The organism is Streptococcus pseudopneumoniae (assembly GCF_038148955.1).
Lineage (GTDB): Bacteria > Bacillota > Bacilli > Lactobacillales > Streptococcaceae > Streptococcus > Streptococcus pseudopneumoniae_T.
This window is the reverse complement of record NZ_JBBJZY010000010.1, coordinates 1-17,479: the sequence shown is the minus strand read 5'-3', so window position 1 is coordinate 17,479 and position 17,479 is coordinate 1. Positions and strand designations below refer to the sequence as shown.

Genomic DNA, 17,479 nt, shown 5'->3' with positions numbered 1-17,479 from the left:
TATACTAGAGTTATCAAAATAAATCAAAAGGAGAGAATCATGAAAACAGTACTTGACATTCATGGATTGTCCAAAAACTTTGACAAACAAGCTATCCTTCAGGATCTTCATCTAACGATAAGAGAAGGAGATATTTATGGACTTATCGGGAAGAACGGAGCTGGGAAAACCACCTTGATAAAAATCATTACGCAACTACTCTTTGCGGATAAAGGGACTGTTTCCCTCTTCTCTAGCCAAACGGAAAATGAGTGGAGCAAGTCTCTATCTCGAGTAGGTTCAGTGATTGAATCACCTGTAGCTCATAATCACTTAACAGCTTATCAAAACCTGAAATATTACTGTATGATTCGGCATGTTCCAAATGCTGATCAAGTCATTCGAGAAACGCTGGATTATGTAGGATTGTCAGATACAGGTAAAAAAGTCTTTCGAAATTTCTCTCTGGGAATGAAGCAAAGACTTGGCATCGCTATTGCTCTTCTGTCCAAACCAGACTTCCTGATTTTAGATGAACCTATCAACGGTCTTGACCCAATTGGTATCAAAGAATTTCGTCTGATGATTCAACGGCTCAATCAAGAAAAAGGAATCACCATTCTCATTTCTAGTCATATCTTGTCAGAACTCTACCTCGTAGCTAATCGCTTTGGTATTTTAGATCAAGGCAAGATTATCCGTGAAATCAGCAAAGCTGAATTTGAAACACTAAGTGAGGATTATATTGTGCTTAAGACAGCTGATCAAGAGAAAGCTTGCCAAGTATTGAAAGAACAAATCCAGCTCCAGTTCAAGGTTGTCAATCCTGAAAACGAAATCCACATCTTTGGTCAGGAACAAGATGTCAAACAGATTCTTAAGGAATTAACCTTGGCAGATGTCGCTATTGACGAGATTTACTACGCCCGTCAAAACCTAGAAGAATACTTCACTCAATTGGTCGAATAGGAGGAAAATCATGATACATACCATTCAAGCAGACTTTTACCGTCTTTTCCGTTCCAAAGGATTCTGGATTACAGAATTCATTCTCTTTTTACTCATGTTAATGGGGGCTGTTTTTGGAGCTACTGGCCATCTGATGGCAATCAATACAGAAGAGCCAGAAATTCCAACCCATGGTTGGGACGGTGTACAAGCCCTGATTAACGCATCTAGTCAAGGTTCAAACCTCGTTTTTCTCTGTATTGTTCTAACTTGTCTAGTTCTCGGTGTTGATTTAATCGGAAAGCTCTATAAAAATAGTTTGACAGTAGGGATTTCTCGTACAGAGTTTTTCCTTGCCAAAGCCTTTGTACTGGCTTGTATTGCACTTTTGCAAGTTGTCATCAGTCTTGTGATTGCCTTTATTCCAGCAACTATCTTAAATGGATTGGGAACGATGCCTGATGGCTTTATTGGCAATCTACTGATAACCATTTCCCTTCAATTCCTTTGCCTCCTTGCTTGGCTTTCCATTGTTTCCTTCATCCTCTATGTTAGTCATTCTTATCTTGCGGTATTTATTGGTTATTTGGTCAGCTCTATCTTGCTTTCTACGCCAATGCTCATCTTTCCAAGTATCAAAATTTTGCCATATTTATCATTGCAATTTTTCTATGCTATGACTGCTAATAGTGAATCCATTTTCTATACACTTATAGTTAGCTTAGCTGTTATTCTAATCTTTAATATAGGTGGACTGACAGTTTTCAAAAAGAAAAGTCTATAAAAAAGACCTCCTCTAGCCTACAGAGGAGGTTTCTTTTCGTTAAAAGTAAATAAAAACCGATAACCACTGTCCATCTGTGCTTAGTTTCATCTCTGCACCGAGAAGGTGACATAATTCCTCAGTGATATAAAGACCTAAACCAGAGGATTCTTCGGTGTCTGATAGATTTTCAGAATAAAAGCGATTGCTGAGATTTTCTATTTTTTTGATGGGCTGTTTAACAAGGTTTGCAACCTCCAAGACAAGCTGTTCCTTTTCCTTTCTCAAAGATAGACGTGCTTCTTCTTTGCCATGCTTGAGGACATTTCCAAGCAGATTTTGTAAAATTCGATCCAGCAAGTCTTCATCAGTCCTCGTTTTTAAACCAGCTTCAACCTTAAAATCAAGCGTGATATTTGCTGCCTGAAAAACATCATAATAAGCCAGAGTCTTTTTGGTAATAAAAGCGGAAAGGTCCACTTCTTCCAGTTTCGGTTTAACAGCTCCTTCCATCAAACGACGGTATTCTAGGAGAGCCTCTAAACGTTTGGAAACTAAATCAAGATGCTGGGCGATTTTTTGTAAGGTTTCTGCTTGCTTTTCAGGAGACTTTATCAATTGTTGGGTGTAGCCTGAAGCGATAGTCAGAGGTGTCCGAATATCATGGGCAATATTGCTGATGGCCATATCCAGAGTCTGCTTTTCCCTTTTCATCACCAATCGAGATTGCTCTACTTCTTGAAATAAATTCTCAATCTGCTGGTAGAGTTGTAAAAAATGTTTGGAAAAAATGCTGACTCCAACTCTTTTCATACTACCTGTGAGAATCTTGTCTTCAATCTGTTGACTCAAGTTTTTAAGTGCTAGATGATAGCGAATCAATGCAATCGATAAAATAATTAGGAGTACTAGTAGGACAAAAATTATCATGTAGGTCATTGCTTGTCTCCTTTTAATCTTACTCCAACTCCCCAAATGGTTTCAATATATTCTTGATGTGGGTCAAGCTGGTTTAATTTTTTACGAAGATTACTCAAATGCGTATTGAGGGTATTATCTCCAGGTAGGTAGCTCTCCTCCCAGACCAATTCATAAAGTTCTTCTTTTGTAAAAATTTTCTTAGGATGTTTAAGGAGAGTTTGGAGAATCAAGCATTCTTTCTTGGCAAGGCGAATGGTTTCCTGACTATTTTTGATTTCAAAACTTTCTGCATCAAACTGGATATTTTTCAAGTTTTGTGGCAGATTTTCAGTTTTTTCTATTTCCATAGGCTGTTTTTCTATGCTTTGACGTAATTGAACAGTAACTCTGGCAAAGACTTCATCCAAATCAAAAGGTTTGACTATGTAATCATTGGCACCGTCTAAGAGGTATTGACTGATTAACTTCTTATCGCTCAAAGCCGTTAGCATAATGACTGGAATTTGACTTTGTTCCCTGATGGATTTTAAAACCTGATCCCCATTTTTCCCAGGAAGCATGATATCTAGCAAAACGAGGTCAATCCCACCTTGGTCAAAAAGCATGATTCCTTCTGTACCAGAAAAGGCTTGAACCACCTCATGCTCCTCAGTAAGAAGTGTTCGTAAAATCTCTTGAATGTCACTATTGTCTTCAATAACCAATATCCTAGCCATAAATACCAACCTTTCTGCAACTATTATAGCATGTTTTATTGATAAAGTTTAAACAGAAAAGCTCCTCGCATAAAAGTGCGAGAAAGCCTTAGAGGGTTAAAATATAAAATCCACTTGCTAGACAACATAGTATCCTTATAGTTGCTAATAAGAAGTTAGTCTAGCAGAATGAATTTCTCATTTTTTCCCTACTAGTCCGTAATTCGTTGATACATTTCGGGTCTTCTATCTCGAAACAAGCCCCAGTTTAAGCGTTCGCTTGCTCCCTTATCTAGGTCATAAGTAGCTAACAGAACAGCTTCTTCTTGTCTTTCAGCTCGTTCTAGAATAGCTCCTGTTTCATCCGTCATAAAGGAGGAACCGTAGAAGTCAAGACTGGAACTCTGTCCGCCATTTTCCTCACTTGGAGCGACTTCCTCTAATCCATAACGATTGGCTGCAATGACTGGAACAATATTAGCTGCTGCGTGTCCTTGCATGGTACGTTGCCAATGACCACAACTATCTGTATCCAAAATCGGCTCTGAACCGATGGCTGTAGGATAAAAGAGCAATTCAGCACCATTTAACGCAAGACAGCGGGCTGTTTCAGGGAACCATTGATCCCAACAGATGCCAATACCAATCTTGGCATAGCGAGTATCCCAGACCTTGAAACCTGTGTTGCCAGGCGTGAAATAGAATTTTTCTTGATAATAATGATCATCTGGTATGTGGGTCTTTCGGTAAACGCCTAGCACTTCCCCATCTGCATCAATGACAGCAATTGAGTTATACAAGACATTGCCATCTTTTTCATAGAAACTGATTGGTAAAACGACCTTTAGCTCCTTGGCAATGGTTTTAAAATGCTGAATGGCGGTATTTTCTGTCACCGACTGGGCATGCTGGTAGTAGTCATACTGGCGTTCCTGACAGAAATAGGGACGTTCAAACAACTCGGGTAAAAGAATAATTTGTGCGCCTTGTTCTGCAGCCTGATGTACTAAACGCTCTGCGGTTTGGATATTTGTTGCCACATCCTTGGCACATTGCATCTGAATGGCTGCAACTCTTACATTTCTCATCTTTTTCTCCTATTCTGGGATTTGTTGGGTGATACAGTGGATATTGCCACCACCTAAAAGAATATCTCTGGCTAGTATTCCGACAACTTTACGGTCTGGGAAACACTTACTGAGGATATCTAAGGCTACTTGGTCGTTTTTATCCTGAAACTGAGGAACCAAGACTGCCTTGTTAGCAATATAGAAATTGACATAGGAAGCAGCAAGCCTTTCACCTGCGTATCGCTCTTCTTCTCCTTCTTCATAGATGTAGCCTGACAAATCCTCTTCGGTTACAACCTGATGAATAGCTGGAATAGGAAGCTTATGAATGGTGAAGTGACGACCTTTTGCATCCGTTTCCTTCTCTAAAAGCGCTAAATCAGCTGCAGACATGGCATACTGAGGATCGTTTTGATCATCTGTCCAAGCTAGAACAAGCTCAGCAGGACCAACAAAGGCAGCAACATTGTCAACGTGTTCATTGGTTTCATCCTGATAAATACCATAAGGAAGCCAGATGACTTTTTCAGCTCCAAGGCACTCTAATAAGGTATTCTCGATTTCCTCTTTAGTCAGGTTAGGATTGCGACCAGGACTAAGCAAGCAACTTTCAGTCACGAGAATGGTTCCTTGACCATCGCTATGTATCGCTCCGCCTTCTAGGACAAAAGGTTTGGCATCATAAACAGGCATTTCCAAGGCCTCAGCAAAACGACTGGCTACTTGGTCATCATCTTCATAGTCTTGATAAAGACCATCAACAGCACCACCCCAAGCATTGAAAGACCAATCCACGGCTAATTTCTGGCCTTTATCATTGACGAGAATAGTCGGACCCGTATCTCTAGCCCAGGCATCATTGGTGGGAATGTCTAAATAAACAACGCTATCTTCAAGATAGTCTTGGGCTTCAGCTAAGTAGTCTTGCTCCACCAAAAGATAGACTCTTTCCCCTTCTGCTATGGTCTTAATAATCTGGCTGAAAGCTCTTTTGGCAGCTTTTCCTTGAAAGGGCCATGAACCTGGTCGAGTCGGCCATATCATGAGGGTACCATGATGAGGTTCGTACTCTGCTGGCATGCGATAGCCTAATTTTTTGGGACTGTCCATCATGATAATCTCCCTTTAAAATCTTGATAGTCAAAGGCTTTGACTAAGCTGCAGTCTCCCTGTTCGTCCATGAGATAGAGACTTGGCAATCCAATACCATTAAAGGTATTATTTTTAACAAATGAGTAAATAGCCATGTCCTCAAAGTAAAGTCTATCTCCAATCTCAACAGGATTTTCAAAACTATAATCACCAATCACATCGCCTGTCAGACAGTTATTGGAAGAAAGTCTATAGGTATAGGCTTTTTCCTGTGCCTCAAAGCCATTTCTCAAAGGTGGGCGATAGGGCATCTCAAGTACATCAGGCATATGACAGGTCGCAGAGGCGTCTAAAACCAAGATTTCCATACCGTTTTCGACAATATCCAATACCTCAGTTGCTAAATAACCCGCATTGAGCGCAATGGCTTCACCCGGCTCGATATAGATTTCAAGATTGTAAGTTTCTCGGATATGCTTGATCTCAGAAATCAGCAAATCTACATCATAGTCCTCTCTTGTGATGTGATGACCACCACCCATATTGAGCCATTTAACGTGATGTAAGTAGGGACCAAACTGCGCTTCTACTGCTTTCAAAGTTGTTTGTAAATCATCTGCTCCCTGCTCGCAAAGGGTATGAAAATGAAGGCCGTCTACCAATTCCAGCAAATCACTAGGAATCTTGTCCAGAGTAACTCCAAAACGGGAGCCAGGTGCACAAGGGTCATAGAGAGCATGATCTCCTTGAGTTGAACACTGAGGGTTAAGTCGCAAACCTACGCTTACACCAACATCCCGACAACGGCCCCCATGTTTACGCAACTGTCTCTCTGAGTTAAAGACGATATGGTCTGTTATCTCCAGCAATTCCTCCATGTCCTCATCCTTGAAAGCTGGCGCAAAAACATGGACTTCCCCCGGGAACTCTTCTCTAGCGAGCTTAGCTTCATAGAGACCACTTGCAGTTGTGCCAGATAGATACTGGCTAATCAAGGGATAGGTTTTGTAGAGGGAATACGCCTTCTGGGCAAGCAAAACCTTGCAACCAGCCTCTTCTTGTACATATTGTAGAATGCGACAGTTTGCTTCTAACTTGACCAAGTCAATGACATAGGCTGGCGTTGGTACTTGTTCTAGCTTCATTATTCCACCATTTGTGGATTTTCAACCACAACCCATGGCAAACCATACTCATTCAAAGCTTCCATGAATGGATCTGGATCCAACTCTTCAAGGTTGTAAACTCCAGCTTGTTTCCAAGTACCGTTCATAACCAATTTTGTCCCAATCATGGCTGGAACACCTGTCGTGTAAGAAATGGCTTGTGACCCGACTTCTGCATAGCACTCTTGATGGTCGCAAACATTGTAGATGTAGATGGTCTTTTCAACGCCATCTTTGACACCTGTAAAGATACAGCCGATATTGGTTTTACCTACAGTACGTGGGCCAAGGCTAGCAGGATCTGGAAGTAGCGCTTTTAAAAATTGAATCGGAACGATGTCTTGTCCATTAAAGTTAATGGTATCTGTACGAAGGAGCCCAACGTTTTCCAAACATTTCATGTGAGTCAAGTATGATTGACCAAAAGTCATAAAGAAACGAATACGTTTGACACCTGGAATGTTCTTAGCCAATGATTCGATTTCTTCGTGGTGAAGGAGATACATGTCTTTTTGCCCAACCTGTGGGAAATCGTACTCACGCTTGATAGACATGGCTTCAACCTCAACCCATTTCCCATCTTCCCAGTAAGAACCTGGCGCAGAAACCTCGCGTAGATTGATTTCTGGGTTAAAGTTTGTCGCAAATGGATAACCGTGGTCACCACCATTACAGTCTAAAATGTCGATATAGTGGATTTCATCAAAATAATGTTTGAGAGCATAGGCAGAAAAGACACTAGTCACACCTGGGTCAAAGCCAGATCCAAGCAGAGCAGTCAAACCTGCTTCTTTGAATTTTTCCTGATAAGCCCATTGCCATGAGTAGTCAAAGTAGGCGGTAAAACCAAGTTCTTTGCAACGTTTCTCATAAATAGCACGCCATTCAGGGTCTTCTGTGTCTTCTGCTTCGTAGTTGGCTGTATCGATATAGTGAACACCTGTTGCCAAACAAGCGTCCATAATGGTTAAATCTTGATATGGTAAAGCTACGTTCAAAACAGCTTCTGGTTTGTAGCTTTCGATCAAGGCAATGACTTCTTCGACATTATCTGCATCAAGAGCAGCTGTCTCAATCTTTGTACTTGTTTTACCTTCTAATTTAGCCTTCAAGTCATCGCATTTTGACTTAGTACGACTGGCAATCATAATCTCTGTAAAGGTTTCGCTATCTTGGCAAATCTTTGAAATAGCAACTTGGGCAACGCCCCCACATCCAATAACTAGTAAACGACTCATTTTTTTCCTTCCTCTTCTTCTAAAATGTCCTCAACATACTTGGGCAACATAAAGGCTCCCACGTGTAAGTTTGCAGTGTAGTATTCTGTGAAAAGCTGGCGTTTTTTCCAGCCTTCCTTATCAAAATCTTTGACAGGGTGGTATTTTTTCGATGCAAACCCAAACAACCAATAGCCAGCTGGACTGGTTGGGATATGGGCCTGATAGACCCGACTGATTGGAAAGGCTTGATTGACCTTGCGGTGCATGCTTCGGCAAGCCGACTCATCCTCGTCAAAGAAAGGACTCCCATGCTGGTAAATCATGATACCGTCTTCTTTCAAGGCTCTGTAACTGTTTCCGTAAAATTCCTTGGTAAAGAGCCCTTCCGTATGTCCAAATGGATCTGTCGCATCGTTGATGATAATATCGTAATCATCTTCACAGTTTCGTAAAAAACGAAGTCCATTTTGATAGTAAATGGTAACACGAGGGTCATCAAGTCCCGCGGCAAAATCTGGGAAATACTCACGACAAACCTCAACTAGCATCTCATCTGGTTCCACAATATCGATTTGTTCCAGTTCAGGATAGAGTGTTAATACTTGGGCAACACCACCGTCGCCACCCCCAATAACCAAGACTTTCTTTGGATTGGGATGCACAGCCATGGGAACATGAACGGTCATTTCATTGTAGACAAAATCATCCGCATCTGAGAACAAGACATGCCCGTTTAAAATCAAAATCTTTCCAAAAGCTGGCGTATCCAAGACTTCAATATCCTGCCATTCACTTTTACCAGCGTAGAGTTGCTTGGCTGTTCTCAGGGATAATTTCACATCTGGAGTATGAACTTCAGAAAACCATAAATCCATCTAGTTCTCCTTTCTCTTAATGACGTTGATGTGATTGACCTCAGGATCTTCCGTCCCTTGGAGAGAGCAACCACGTTCCTTGGCAAATTGGATATAGTCGACAATTTCTCGTGTAATGCGTTCACCAGGAGCCAAGATAGGAATCCCTGGAGGGTAACACATGACAAATTCTCCACAAACTTGTCCAACAGACTCATCTAAGGTCATACTTTTTCTCTCTGAATAGAAGGCTTCTTGTGGAGACAGCACTAACTCGGGCTGGATATATTCTCCAGCTATCAAGTCCTTCCCATCTCGTGAATAGAGTCTCTTGATGTCAGCCAGAGCACCGACCAAACGCTCGATGTCTTGGATGCGGTCACCAATCGAAATATAGGCCAAGATATTGCCAATATCACCAAACTCAATCTGAATGTCGTATTCATCTCGCAGGAGATCATAAATCTCGATACCTGTTAAGCCAATACCCTGAGTGTAAACTGACAGCTTGGTCACGTCAAAATCACAGACCGACACACCGTCTATTAACTCTTTTGAGTAGGCATAGTAACCACCGATAGCATTGATTTCACGGCGGGCATACTCGGATAGCTCAATGACTTTCTCAAAAGACTCTTTACCACGAAGGGCTAGATTACGACGTGAAATATCCAGACTAGCCATCAACAAATAAGAGGCGGATGTTGACTGGGTAAGATTGATTATCTGACGAACGTACTCAGGATTCATCTGCTCCCCGATTAAAAGAAGCGAACTTTGGGTCAAACTCCCACCAGATTTATGCATGGAGACTGCTGCCATATCAGCACCTGCATCCATGGCAGAAATTGGAAGTTTATCTGTAAAATGCAAATGCGCTCCGTGGGCTTCATCTACTAAAACCAGCATGCCAGCTTCATGAGCCATTTCTGTCAAACCCTTTAGATCTGAACAGATTCCGTAGTAAGTAGGATTGTTAATCAAAATGGCCTTGGCATCTGGATGGTCCTTTATGGCCTGGGCTACTCGGTCATTTTCAAGACCTAAAGCGATACCAATCTTAGGATCTACACTCATCTCGATATAGATGGGAATGGCACCACATAGAACCAGCGCATTGATAGCAGATTTATGGACATTTCGTGGCAGAATAATCTTATCTCCTGCCTTGCAGGTTGACAGAATCATAGTCTGCACCGATGAAGTTGTTCCTCCAATCATGAGAAAAGCATGGCTAGCTCCAAAAGCATGAGCTGCCAGCTCCTCTGCATCCCGAATAATCGAAATGGGGTGACCAAGATTATCCAAGGGTTTCATCGAATTGACATCAATGCCTACACATTTTTCTCCTAAGAGTTCGACAAGTTCTGGATTTCCTCGTCCACGCTTGTGACCTGGAACATCAAAGGGAACAATCCTTTTCTTGCGTAACTTCACCAAGGCCTCATAAATTGGGGCTTGGTTTTGATTTAACTCCTTCAAGACATACTCCTTTCAATATTTTTAGGACCTTATGAAAACTAAGGAACTAAAGGTTGACTCATGAAAAAAGAACAGGTTTTCACCTGCTCTGCAATCTTCTGACGTGTTTATTTTGGTTTCTGTTGAGTATGTCTGTTCCCGATGTTTCCAAACTCTCTAGTAGCAAATATTACGTACTTTATTGATCGTTTCACAAGATGACGTGTGCTTTCACCACACTAAAAATTTATGAATTAGGACAAGTGTCCTAACATCAACTTATAAAAGTAGGCTTTTAACCCTATCAATAATGTGGTTTTTCAACCACGCTTCGGCATTCAACCCTACCTGTCCGTAGGCATTTTTTACTCGGGTTTATATTTGCTAGAAAACATCATCTCATTTTCTAAGCTCCATTACTATATCATGTTTTTAAGAACTTGTAAAGTATTTTACGAAAAAAATATAAAAAAGTTCGCAAAATATTTGGATTTTATTTGATTTAATACTAATTATTCTCTTGTAAACGATTATAAAGTGAACAAAATGATTATCATATTTAATTTTAAATTTTTTATGCCATTCTATACTCTTTACCTTCGGTGTTTCATCTATTAGAGAAGAGGTCGACATTTTTATATCATTAAAATCGTGCAACTTTTTTCAGATACTTTTAAAAGATTGATTTCCTTATATTTTTCCTTTATACTGGATAAAAAGGAGAATAGTATGTCAGAAATAAAACATGAAATTGATTCAAATTTTGCAGGTCGTTTAAATATCCTGCGTGCTGGTGTTCTTGGTGCCAACGATGGGATTATTTCCATTGCTGGTGTGGTTATCGGGGTTGCCAGTGCTACAAGCAATATCTGGATTATCTTTTTATCAGGATTTGCAGCTATCTTAGCTGGTGCCTTTTCAATGGCTGGTGGAGAATATGTGTCTGTTTCAACTCAAAAAGATACTGAGGAAGCAGCCGTTGCGCGTGAGCAAGTCTTGCTAGACCAAGATATAGAGTTAGCCAAAAAATCCCTCTATGCTGCCTATATCCAAAACGGAGAATGCGAAACCTCTGCTCAACTTTTGACCAACAAGGCCTTTCTTAAAAATCCACTCAAGGCTCTGGTAGAGGAAAAATATGGGATTGAGTATGAAGAATTTACCAATCCTTGGCACGCTGCCATTTCTAGCTTCGTTGCCTTTTTCCTTGGAAGTTTGCCTCCAATGCTCTCAGTGACCATTTTCCCAAGTGAATACCGCATCCCTGCTACTGTCTTGATTGTAGGACTCTCACTCTTGGTGACTGGCTACACAAGTGCTAGACTTGGAAAAGCACCTACCAAAACGGCTATGATTCGGAACCTTGCTATTGGTCTCTTAACTATGGGAGTTACCTTTCTGCTAGGACAACTTTTCAGCATTTAATACTCTTCGAAAATCTCTTCAAACCACGTCAGCTTCGCCTTGCCGTATATATGTTACTGACTTCGTCAGTTCTATCTGCAACCTCAAAACAGTGTTTTGAGCTGACTTCGTCAGTTTTATCTACAACCTCAAAACAGTGTTTTGAGCTGACTTCGTCAGTTCTATCTGCAACCTCAAAACGGTGTTTTGAGCTGACTTCGTCAGTTCTATCTGCAACCTCAAAACGGTGTTTTGAGCTGACTTCGTCAGTTCTATCTGCAACCTCAAAGCAGTGCTTTGAGCTGACTTCGTCAGTTCTATCTGCAACCTCAAAGCAGTGCTTTGAGCTGACTTCGTCAGTTCTATCTGCAACCTCAAAACAGTGTTTTGAGCAACCTGCGGCTAGCTTCCTAGTTTGCTTTTTGATTTTCATTGAGTATAAAATACAAGAAATACCTCGATTTTGAAGTCGAGGTATCTTTTTTACATTTGCACAATCTTGCGATAACTTCTTGAAGTAATCATGAAAATCAGCACATAGGCGATGAGGAAGATAGCGCAGATAGACAAGGTCACAATCAACATCATAGTCGTATCCAGTACACCAATCACTTTTAAAATCAGACTAAGCATATGGTAGGCAAAGGCGAGATGTATGAAGGCAAAGAGCAAAGGAAGGAAGAAAACAGTTAAAACCTGTTTGTTGATGGTTTGCTTGATTTGCTTTTGATCTAAACCGACTTTCTGCAAGATAATAAAGCGCTCACGGTCTTCATAACCTTCAGAAATTTGTTTGTAGTAGATGACCAGAACGGTTCCGACCATAAAGATAATGGATAGGAAAATACCGATAAAGAAGACACCACCAAAGAGGGCACTCATCTGAGAACTAGCATCTGCTAGATTGCTACCATAAACATAGCTACCTTGAGTGTTTAATTGAGCATTAAATTGATCAAGATATTTATCATACTCGTCAGCGACCTTGAGTTGTTCTTCTTCGCTGGCATTTACATTTATACCACCGTAAAACTGATTATAGATAGCCGAATCTGGGAATTGATCCAAAAAGGCTTGTAAATCAGGCACAACAAGATAATTGTAATCAGCAGTCAAAATATTAAACTGATTTGGGACATGGTTGACAATAAAATCTTTATTAAATTCTTCTTTTACAGAAAATTGATGATCATTCAGAGTTAGAGTTTTCTGTTCTTTAACTCCCTCATTCTTTGCAAAGAGTCCGACCTCATTTCCTGATAGAGACAGTTTTTGACCAGTCATGTTTTCATAATCTTTTTGGTCAAATACCATGAAAACTGTTGTGGGTTGGACACGATTTTGTCCTTTTTCAAAAAGTGTTAACTTATTTCCTTCTTGGTTTGCAACACCAAAGTAAGTATAACGAATCACTTCTTTCTCTTTAATCTTATAACCTTTGTCACTTGCAAACTGGCTCAAGAGTTTGTCCAAGTCTTCTTTTTCAACATTTTGCCCTGAAACTCCAAAATCATGAGGATTTAGAACTTTTTTAAAGCTTTCTGCGGAATTGAAAATGCTTGTCGCTGCTGACATGGTTACCAAAACCATTGTTGACAAGATAGCGATGGTTGCTAGTCCAACCGCATTTTTCTTCATACGGAAAATCAAGTTGGAAACAGAGATGAGGTTATTAGGTTGGTAATAGTATTTCTTATTTTTCTTTAAGATTTGTAGGAAGACTGTAATTCCTGCATTAAACAAGAGATAAGTACCAAAGATAACCAGCAAAACAGCTATGAAGAAGGTTGTTAAGGCTGTAAGAGGATCTTTTACCGTAAGGGCAAGATAATAGCCAATCCCTAAACTAATCGAACCAAGAATCGTTTGGAGAGGTAGGAAACGACCTTTTTTCTCTCCGCTTGCTTTCTCACGCGAGAGCTGGAGGGCATTCATACGGGCGATTCGAAGGGCATTCAGGAACATGAGGCCTAGGAAAATCAAACCAAAGACAACAAGTATTGTAATGACAACTTTCATCTGGAAGGTAGCGACCAGCTCAACCTTCAATTTCATCAGTTTGAGCAAGAAAGCGAAAATTAACTTGTCAAACAAGGCTCCAATACCGATACCTGCTCCAACAGTTAGAATTCCAAATAGCACCAACTCTTTAAAGGTCATACTAATCAGATGGCGCTTCTCCAAGCCCAACATGCCATAAATCCCCAGTTCCTTGGAACGATTTTTCATGACAAAACTATTGGCATAGAGGACGATAATGGCTGAAGCAAGGGTGACGACAAACATACCAAATCCTAGAGTAGCTTGAATGCTTGATCCTCCACGGATTTCCGCAATCTTAGGATTGAAAGTTAGAGAGTAAAAGAGATAGGTGACAGTGACTGCCAAGAGAACAGCCAGCGCAAAAGGATAGTAGAGTTTGCGGTTTTTAATCAAGTTCGATACCGCTAACTTATTGGTTAATCGAAACATACTAATTCACCTCGCTTGCCATGACAGTCAAGGTATCAGAGATCTCTTGGAACATCTGACGTTCTGTCTTCTCTCCACGGTAGATTTGATTGTAAAGAATGCCGTCTTTGATAAAGAGTACACGTTTAGCCCTGCTAGCTGCTGCTGTTGAGTGGGTTACCATAAGAATGGTTTGGCCACGCTCATTGATTTCATCAAAGACATCAAGTAAGGCTGCAGATGATTTGGAGTCAAGGGCCCCTGTTGGCTCATCCGCAAGGAGAATTTCAGGTTCTGTGATGATGGCGCGGGCTACTGCTACACGCTGTTTCTGACCACCAGAAATCTCGTAAGGGTACTTCTCTTGCAATTGGTTGATACCTAGATTCTCAGCTGTCACCACCAATTTCTTCATCATTTCCGTAATGGGTCTTCTTGACAAGACAAGCGGAAGCAAGATATTGTCCTTAACAGACAGAGTATCTAGCAAGTTAAAGTCTTGGAAGACAAATCCCAATTTTTCACGACGGAAGCTAGAAGCCTGTGAATTTTTAATGGTTGCGGTGTCAATTCCATTCAGGTAAACCTGACCACGACTTGGTTTATCCAGCATAGCTAGAATATTGAGAAGAGTTGATTTACCAGAACCAGACTCACCCATGATGGCAACGTAGTCTCCCTTTTCTACGGTAAAGTGAATATCCTTGAGGGCTTCTACTTGGTTGCCCTGAAAACGAGTTTTATAAATTTTTTGAACGTGTTTTACATCTAAAAGTGTCATGAGAATCTCCTTTCTTAATATCTCATCAAATGAAATGTTGCTTGCATCATAGCGCATCCCAGTTGAACACGCTCGATATCTTTGTGGCTTGGTTTTCTTGTTTTCTTCTGTAAGATTTGTTTCATGATGTTACTCCTTTGTTCTTTATGAGTCTAGTTTACATCAAAAAAAGACCGCTTGCCATAACCTAACCTTACAAAAGAGACTTTAATCTTACATTTTTGTAAGATTGGGGGAAATGTAAGCAAAATTACTTAGAAAATAATTTGATTTTCTATTTTTAAAATTGTAAAATATAAGTGTAAAAAGGCTTACTTTGGAAAGGAGGAAGCGGAAACTAACATTTGAGTAAGCTTACCTAGATAACATACCATTAAATTTAACACTTGCAAGTCGTTCAACCTATAAGGAAAGAAGGTGCGCTTTAATGAAACACAAAGAACATATACTCATCGGACTTCTCTATCTCCTCTCTCCATTCATCGGTCAGCTCTTAGTTGAAAAGACACACTTTATCGGTACACAATTTACAGCTACTGCTTATGCTATTTGCTGGCTATCAGTTGTTATCAGTATCCATCATTTATCAAAAAATGTATTGTCTCAGCATGAAAAATAAGATTAGAAATCTAAGTTCAAAATATTATTTTTAGTTTGTAGATGAATCTGGAAAAATATTATTAAAAGTAAAAAAAGCTTTAAATCAAGCAGTTTAGACTATTGATTTAAAGCTTTTTGCTTATTCCAAATCTTTTGAAAAACCTCACCAAAACCAGCCTTCATTATCGTCAATGGCTTGGGCTTCTTTGCGTTTACGTGGGCCTGTTCCGTACATTTCTGCTTCAATTTCTTCCTTGGTTGGCATGATAGAAGCTAGGATGATATAGATAATCACGCCAAGTCCAAAATTTGCGACTGTAAAAATGGCAAACAGAAAACGTACAAGGGTAACATCAAAGTTCCACTTGTCTGACAAACCTGCCAAAACTCCTGAAATCATGCTATTTCGTCTCATTTTATAAAATTTACTGTTCATGATATTTCCTCTTTCTGCTAGGTTAGTCATAGTATATCACGGGTAGGCTAGGCTTTCATCAGTCCTCAGGCTGATTTATCAGTAGCAATTTACCTTGACAAAGTCCACAGCGATAGCGTTTGGTATCAATCCTTCTCTTGCGCTGATACCTTTGCTGGCAGGATTGACAACGATAAAGCTTGATTAGTTTGGAGTTACTATTGGGCAAGGATGGTACAAACCGTAATCCATCCACTGCTTTCAAAAGTTCCTTAAAATCCCGATCCTTATGTTGATAGCCCTTCCCTTGGAAATAGAGGTGATAATGACAGAGTTCATGGCGGACAATTTTCCTAAAAACATCCAGACCCAGTTCCTGATAAACCTTGGGATTAAAATCCAGATGCCCATCTCTGGGGAAAAATCGCCCACCTGTCGAACGTAGACGAGAATTCCACTGAGCTTGATGGATAAAAGGTCTGCCGAAGTCTTTTAGTGAAACCTGCTTGACGTAATCAGTCAGTTTCATTTGGAGCGAGAAGCGACAGATTAACTTTTTCACGTTCAGTATCGATTTTCTTAACCCAAACGGTCACCAAATCTCCGACTGACACTACTTGGCTAGGATGTTTGATAAATTTGCGACTCATATGGGAAATATGAATCAAGCCGTCCTCGTGAATACCGATATCAACGAAGGCACCGAAATCAACGACATTACGCACCACACCTTCTAGCTTCTGGCCTACCACTAAGTCTTTGATGTCTAGGACATCTTGGCGAAGCACAGGTGCGTCAAAGGAATCACGGAAATCTCGACCTGGTTTGAGAAGATCTGCAATGATATCTTTAAGAGTTTCTGGACCAAGGTCTAGCTCTTGCGCCATTTCCTTGACTGAAAGCGACTTGAGTTTGCCTTGGGCTTCTTCGTTTAGGTCTTTAATATCTAAACGTTTGAAGAGCTCCTTAACGGCAGTGTAATTTTCTGGGTGAACTCCTGTATTATCAAGAATATTGCTACTTTCAGGGATACGGAGGAAACCAGCTGCCTGTTCAAAAGCCTTGGCCCCCAGACGCGGAACTTTCTTGATTTGGGCGCGTGAAGTGATTTTTCCTTCTTCCTCACGGTATTTGACAATATTTTCAGAAATGGTTTTATTAAGTCCAGCTACATGGGAAAGAAGAGCTGGGCTGGCTGTATTGACATTGACACCGACTTGGTTAACCACGGTATCTACGACAAAGTCCAGACTTTCAGACAGTTTCTTCTGACTGACATCGTGCTGATATTGACCGACACCGATTGACTTAGGATCGATTTTGACCAATTCCGCAAGAGGATCTTGCAAGCGACGGGCGATAGAAATGGCAGAGCGTTTTTCAACGGTCAAGTCTGGAAATTCCTGACGAGCAAGTTCGCTGGCAGAATAGACCGAAGCACCACTTTCGTTGACGATAACATAGCTGACTTCTGGAAAATCTTTAAGAACGTCCGCTACAAAGGCTTCACTTTCACGACTGGCCGTCCCATTTCCGATGGCAATAATTTCCACGCCGTATTGACCAATCAAGTCTGCCAAATCTTTCTTAGCTTCTTCGATTTGACGAGCTGATGCTGGTTTGACAGGATAAATAACCTGTGTCGTCAGCATTTTTCCA

18 protein-coding genes are annotated in these 17,479 nt (G+C 40.6%); 4 read left to right on the top strand and 14 right to left on the bottom strand.

What is annotated here, in order from left to right; all coding sequences use genetic code 11:
* The first annotated feature begins 39 nt into the window (after positions 1-39).
* Together WKI23_RS04825 and WKI23_RS04820 are read left to right on the top strand one after the other, a co-directional pair.
* The gene (locus WKI23_RS04825; RefSeq protein WP_368079134.1) at positions 40-948 is read left to right on the top strand and encodes an ATP-binding cassette domain-containing protein; all 909 of its coding nucleotides are present in this window, start codon (positions 40-42) and stop codon (positions 946-948) included.
* A gap of 10 nt (positions 949-958) precedes the next feature.
* Positions 959-1,711, top strand: coding sequence for an ABC transporter permease (locus WKI23_RS04820; protein WP_368079133.1), 753 nt, complete (start codon positions 959-961; stop codon positions 1,709-1,711).
* A gap of 39 nt (positions 1,712-1,750) precedes the next feature.
* On the opposite strand, the gene WKI23_RS04815 is transcribed toward WKI23_RS04820, so the two are convergent.
* From WKI23_RS04815 to WKI23_RS04780, 8 genes are all read right to left on the bottom strand, one after another.
* Positions 1,751-2,629, bottom strand: a complete 879-nt coding sequence (locus WKI23_RS04815; RefSeq protein WP_368079132.1) for a HAMP domain-containing sensor histidine kinase — start codon at positions 2,627-2,629, stop codon at positions 1,751-1,753.
* The gene (locus tag WKI23_RS04810) at positions 2,626-3,327 is read right to left on the bottom strand and encodes a response regulator transcription factor (protein ID WP_368079131.1); all 702 of its coding nucleotides are present in this window, start codon (positions 3,325-3,327) and stop codon (positions 2,626-2,628) included. The genes WKI23_RS04815 and WKI23_RS04810 overlap by 4 nt, the downstream gene beginning before the upstream one ends.
* Before the next feature lie 191 nt (positions 3,328-3,518).
* A complete protein-coding gene (gene aguB, locus WKI23_RS04805; protein WP_368079130.1) occupies positions 3,519-4,394 on the bottom strand; it encodes an N-carbamoylputrescine amidase in 876 nt (291 codons plus the stop codon).
* A 9-nt stretch (positions 4,395-4,403) separates the two neighbouring features.
* Entirely contained in the window at positions 4,404-5,489 is a 1,086-nt protein-coding gene (gene aguA / locus WKI23_RS04800) for an agmatine deiminase (protein WP_368079129.1), read from the bottom strand.
* A complete protein-coding gene (gene nspC, locus WKI23_RS04795) occupies positions 5,486-6,613 on the bottom strand; it encodes a carboxynorspermidine decarboxylase (protein ID WP_368079128.1) in 1,128 nt (375 codons plus the stop codon). The genes aguA and nspC overlap by 4 nt, the downstream gene beginning before the upstream one ends.
* Positions 6,613-7,872 (bottom strand): saccharopine dehydrogenase family protein, encoded by a 1,260-nt coding sequence (locus WKI23_RS04790; protein ID WP_368079127.1) that lies wholly within the window; start codon positions 7,870-7,872, stop codon positions 6,613-6,615. Before WKI23_RS04790 ends, nspC begins: the two co-directional genes overlap by 1 nt.
* Positions 7,869-8,729: a polyamine aminopropyltransferase gene (gene speE / locus WKI23_RS04785; protein ID WP_000366713.1), complete on the bottom strand. Its 861-nt coding sequence runs from the start codon at positions 8,727-8,729 to the stop codon at positions 7,869-7,871. The genes WKI23_RS04790 and speE overlap by 4 nt, the downstream gene beginning before the upstream one ends.
* Positions 8,730-10,190 carry an aminotransferase class I/II-fold pyridoxal phosphate-dependent enzyme gene (locus WKI23_RS04780; protein ID WP_368079126.1) on the bottom strand — a complete coding sequence of 487 codons (1,461 nt, stop codon included), beginning with the start codon at positions 10,188-10,190 and terminating at the stop codon, positions 8,730-8,732.
* A 708-nt stretch (positions 10,191-10,898) separates the two neighbouring features.
* Between WKI23_RS04780 and WKI23_RS04775 the strand changes: the two genes are divergently transcribed.
* The gene (locus WKI23_RS04775) at positions 10,899-11,594 is read left to right on the top strand and encodes a VIT family protein (protein WP_368079125.1); all 696 of its coding nucleotides are present in this window, start codon (positions 10,899-10,901) and stop codon (positions 11,592-11,594) included.
* A gap of 28 nt (positions 11,595-11,622) precedes the next feature.
* Here WKI23_RS04775 and WKI23_RS04770 read toward each other — a convergent pair whose 3' ends face one another.
* The 3 genes from WKI23_RS04770 to WKI23_RS04760 are packed head-to-tail and all read right to left on the bottom strand — an operon-like array spanning position 11,623 to position 14,805.
* Positions 11,623-12,006 (bottom strand): hypothetical protein, encoded by a 384-nt coding sequence (locus WKI23_RS04770; RefSeq protein ID WP_368079124.1) that lies wholly within the window; start codon positions 12,004-12,006, stop codon positions 11,623-11,625.
* 50 nt (positions 12,007-12,056) lie between these two features.
* Positions 12,057-14,045, bottom strand: coding sequence for an ABC transporter permease (locus tag WKI23_RS04765; RefSeq protein ID WP_368079123.1), 1,989 nt, complete (start codon positions 14,043-14,045; stop codon positions 12,057-12,059).
* 1 nt (position 14,046) lies between these two features.
* A complete protein-coding gene (locus WKI23_RS04760; RefSeq protein WP_112443576.1) occupies positions 14,047-14,805 on the bottom strand; it encodes an ABC transporter ATP-binding protein in 759 nt (252 codons plus the stop codon).
* Positions 14,806-15,232: 427 nt separating this feature from the next.
* Between WKI23_RS04760 and WKI23_RS04755 the strand changes: the two genes are divergently transcribed.
* Entirely contained in the window at positions 15,233-15,424 is a 192-nt protein-coding gene (locus WKI23_RS04755) for a hypothetical protein (RefSeq protein WP_164225987.1), read from the top strand.
* Between the two features lie 144 nt (positions 15,425-15,568).
* Here WKI23_RS04755 and WKI23_RS04750 read toward each other — a convergent pair whose 3' ends face one another.
* The 3 genes from WKI23_RS04750 to WKI23_RS04740 form a co-directional block, all read right to left on the bottom strand.
* The gene (locus WKI23_RS04750) at positions 15,569-15,841 is read right to left on the bottom strand and encodes a PspC domain-containing protein (protein ID WP_368079122.1); all 273 of its coding nucleotides are present in this window, start codon (positions 15,839-15,841) and stop codon (positions 15,569-15,571) included.
* A gap of 58 nt (positions 15,842-15,899) precedes the next feature.
* Positions 15,900-16,349: a SprT family protein gene (locus WKI23_RS04745; protein ID WP_368079177.1), complete on the bottom strand. Its 450-nt coding sequence runs from the start codon at positions 16,347-16,349 to the stop codon at positions 15,900-15,902.
* Positions 16,336-17,479, bottom strand: a 1,144-nt coding sequence (locus WKI23_RS04740) for a helix-hairpin-helix domain-containing protein (protein ID WP_368079121.1), incomplete at its 5' end; no start/stop codon positions are given. The genes WKI23_RS04745 and WKI23_RS04740, both read right to left, overlap by 14 nt.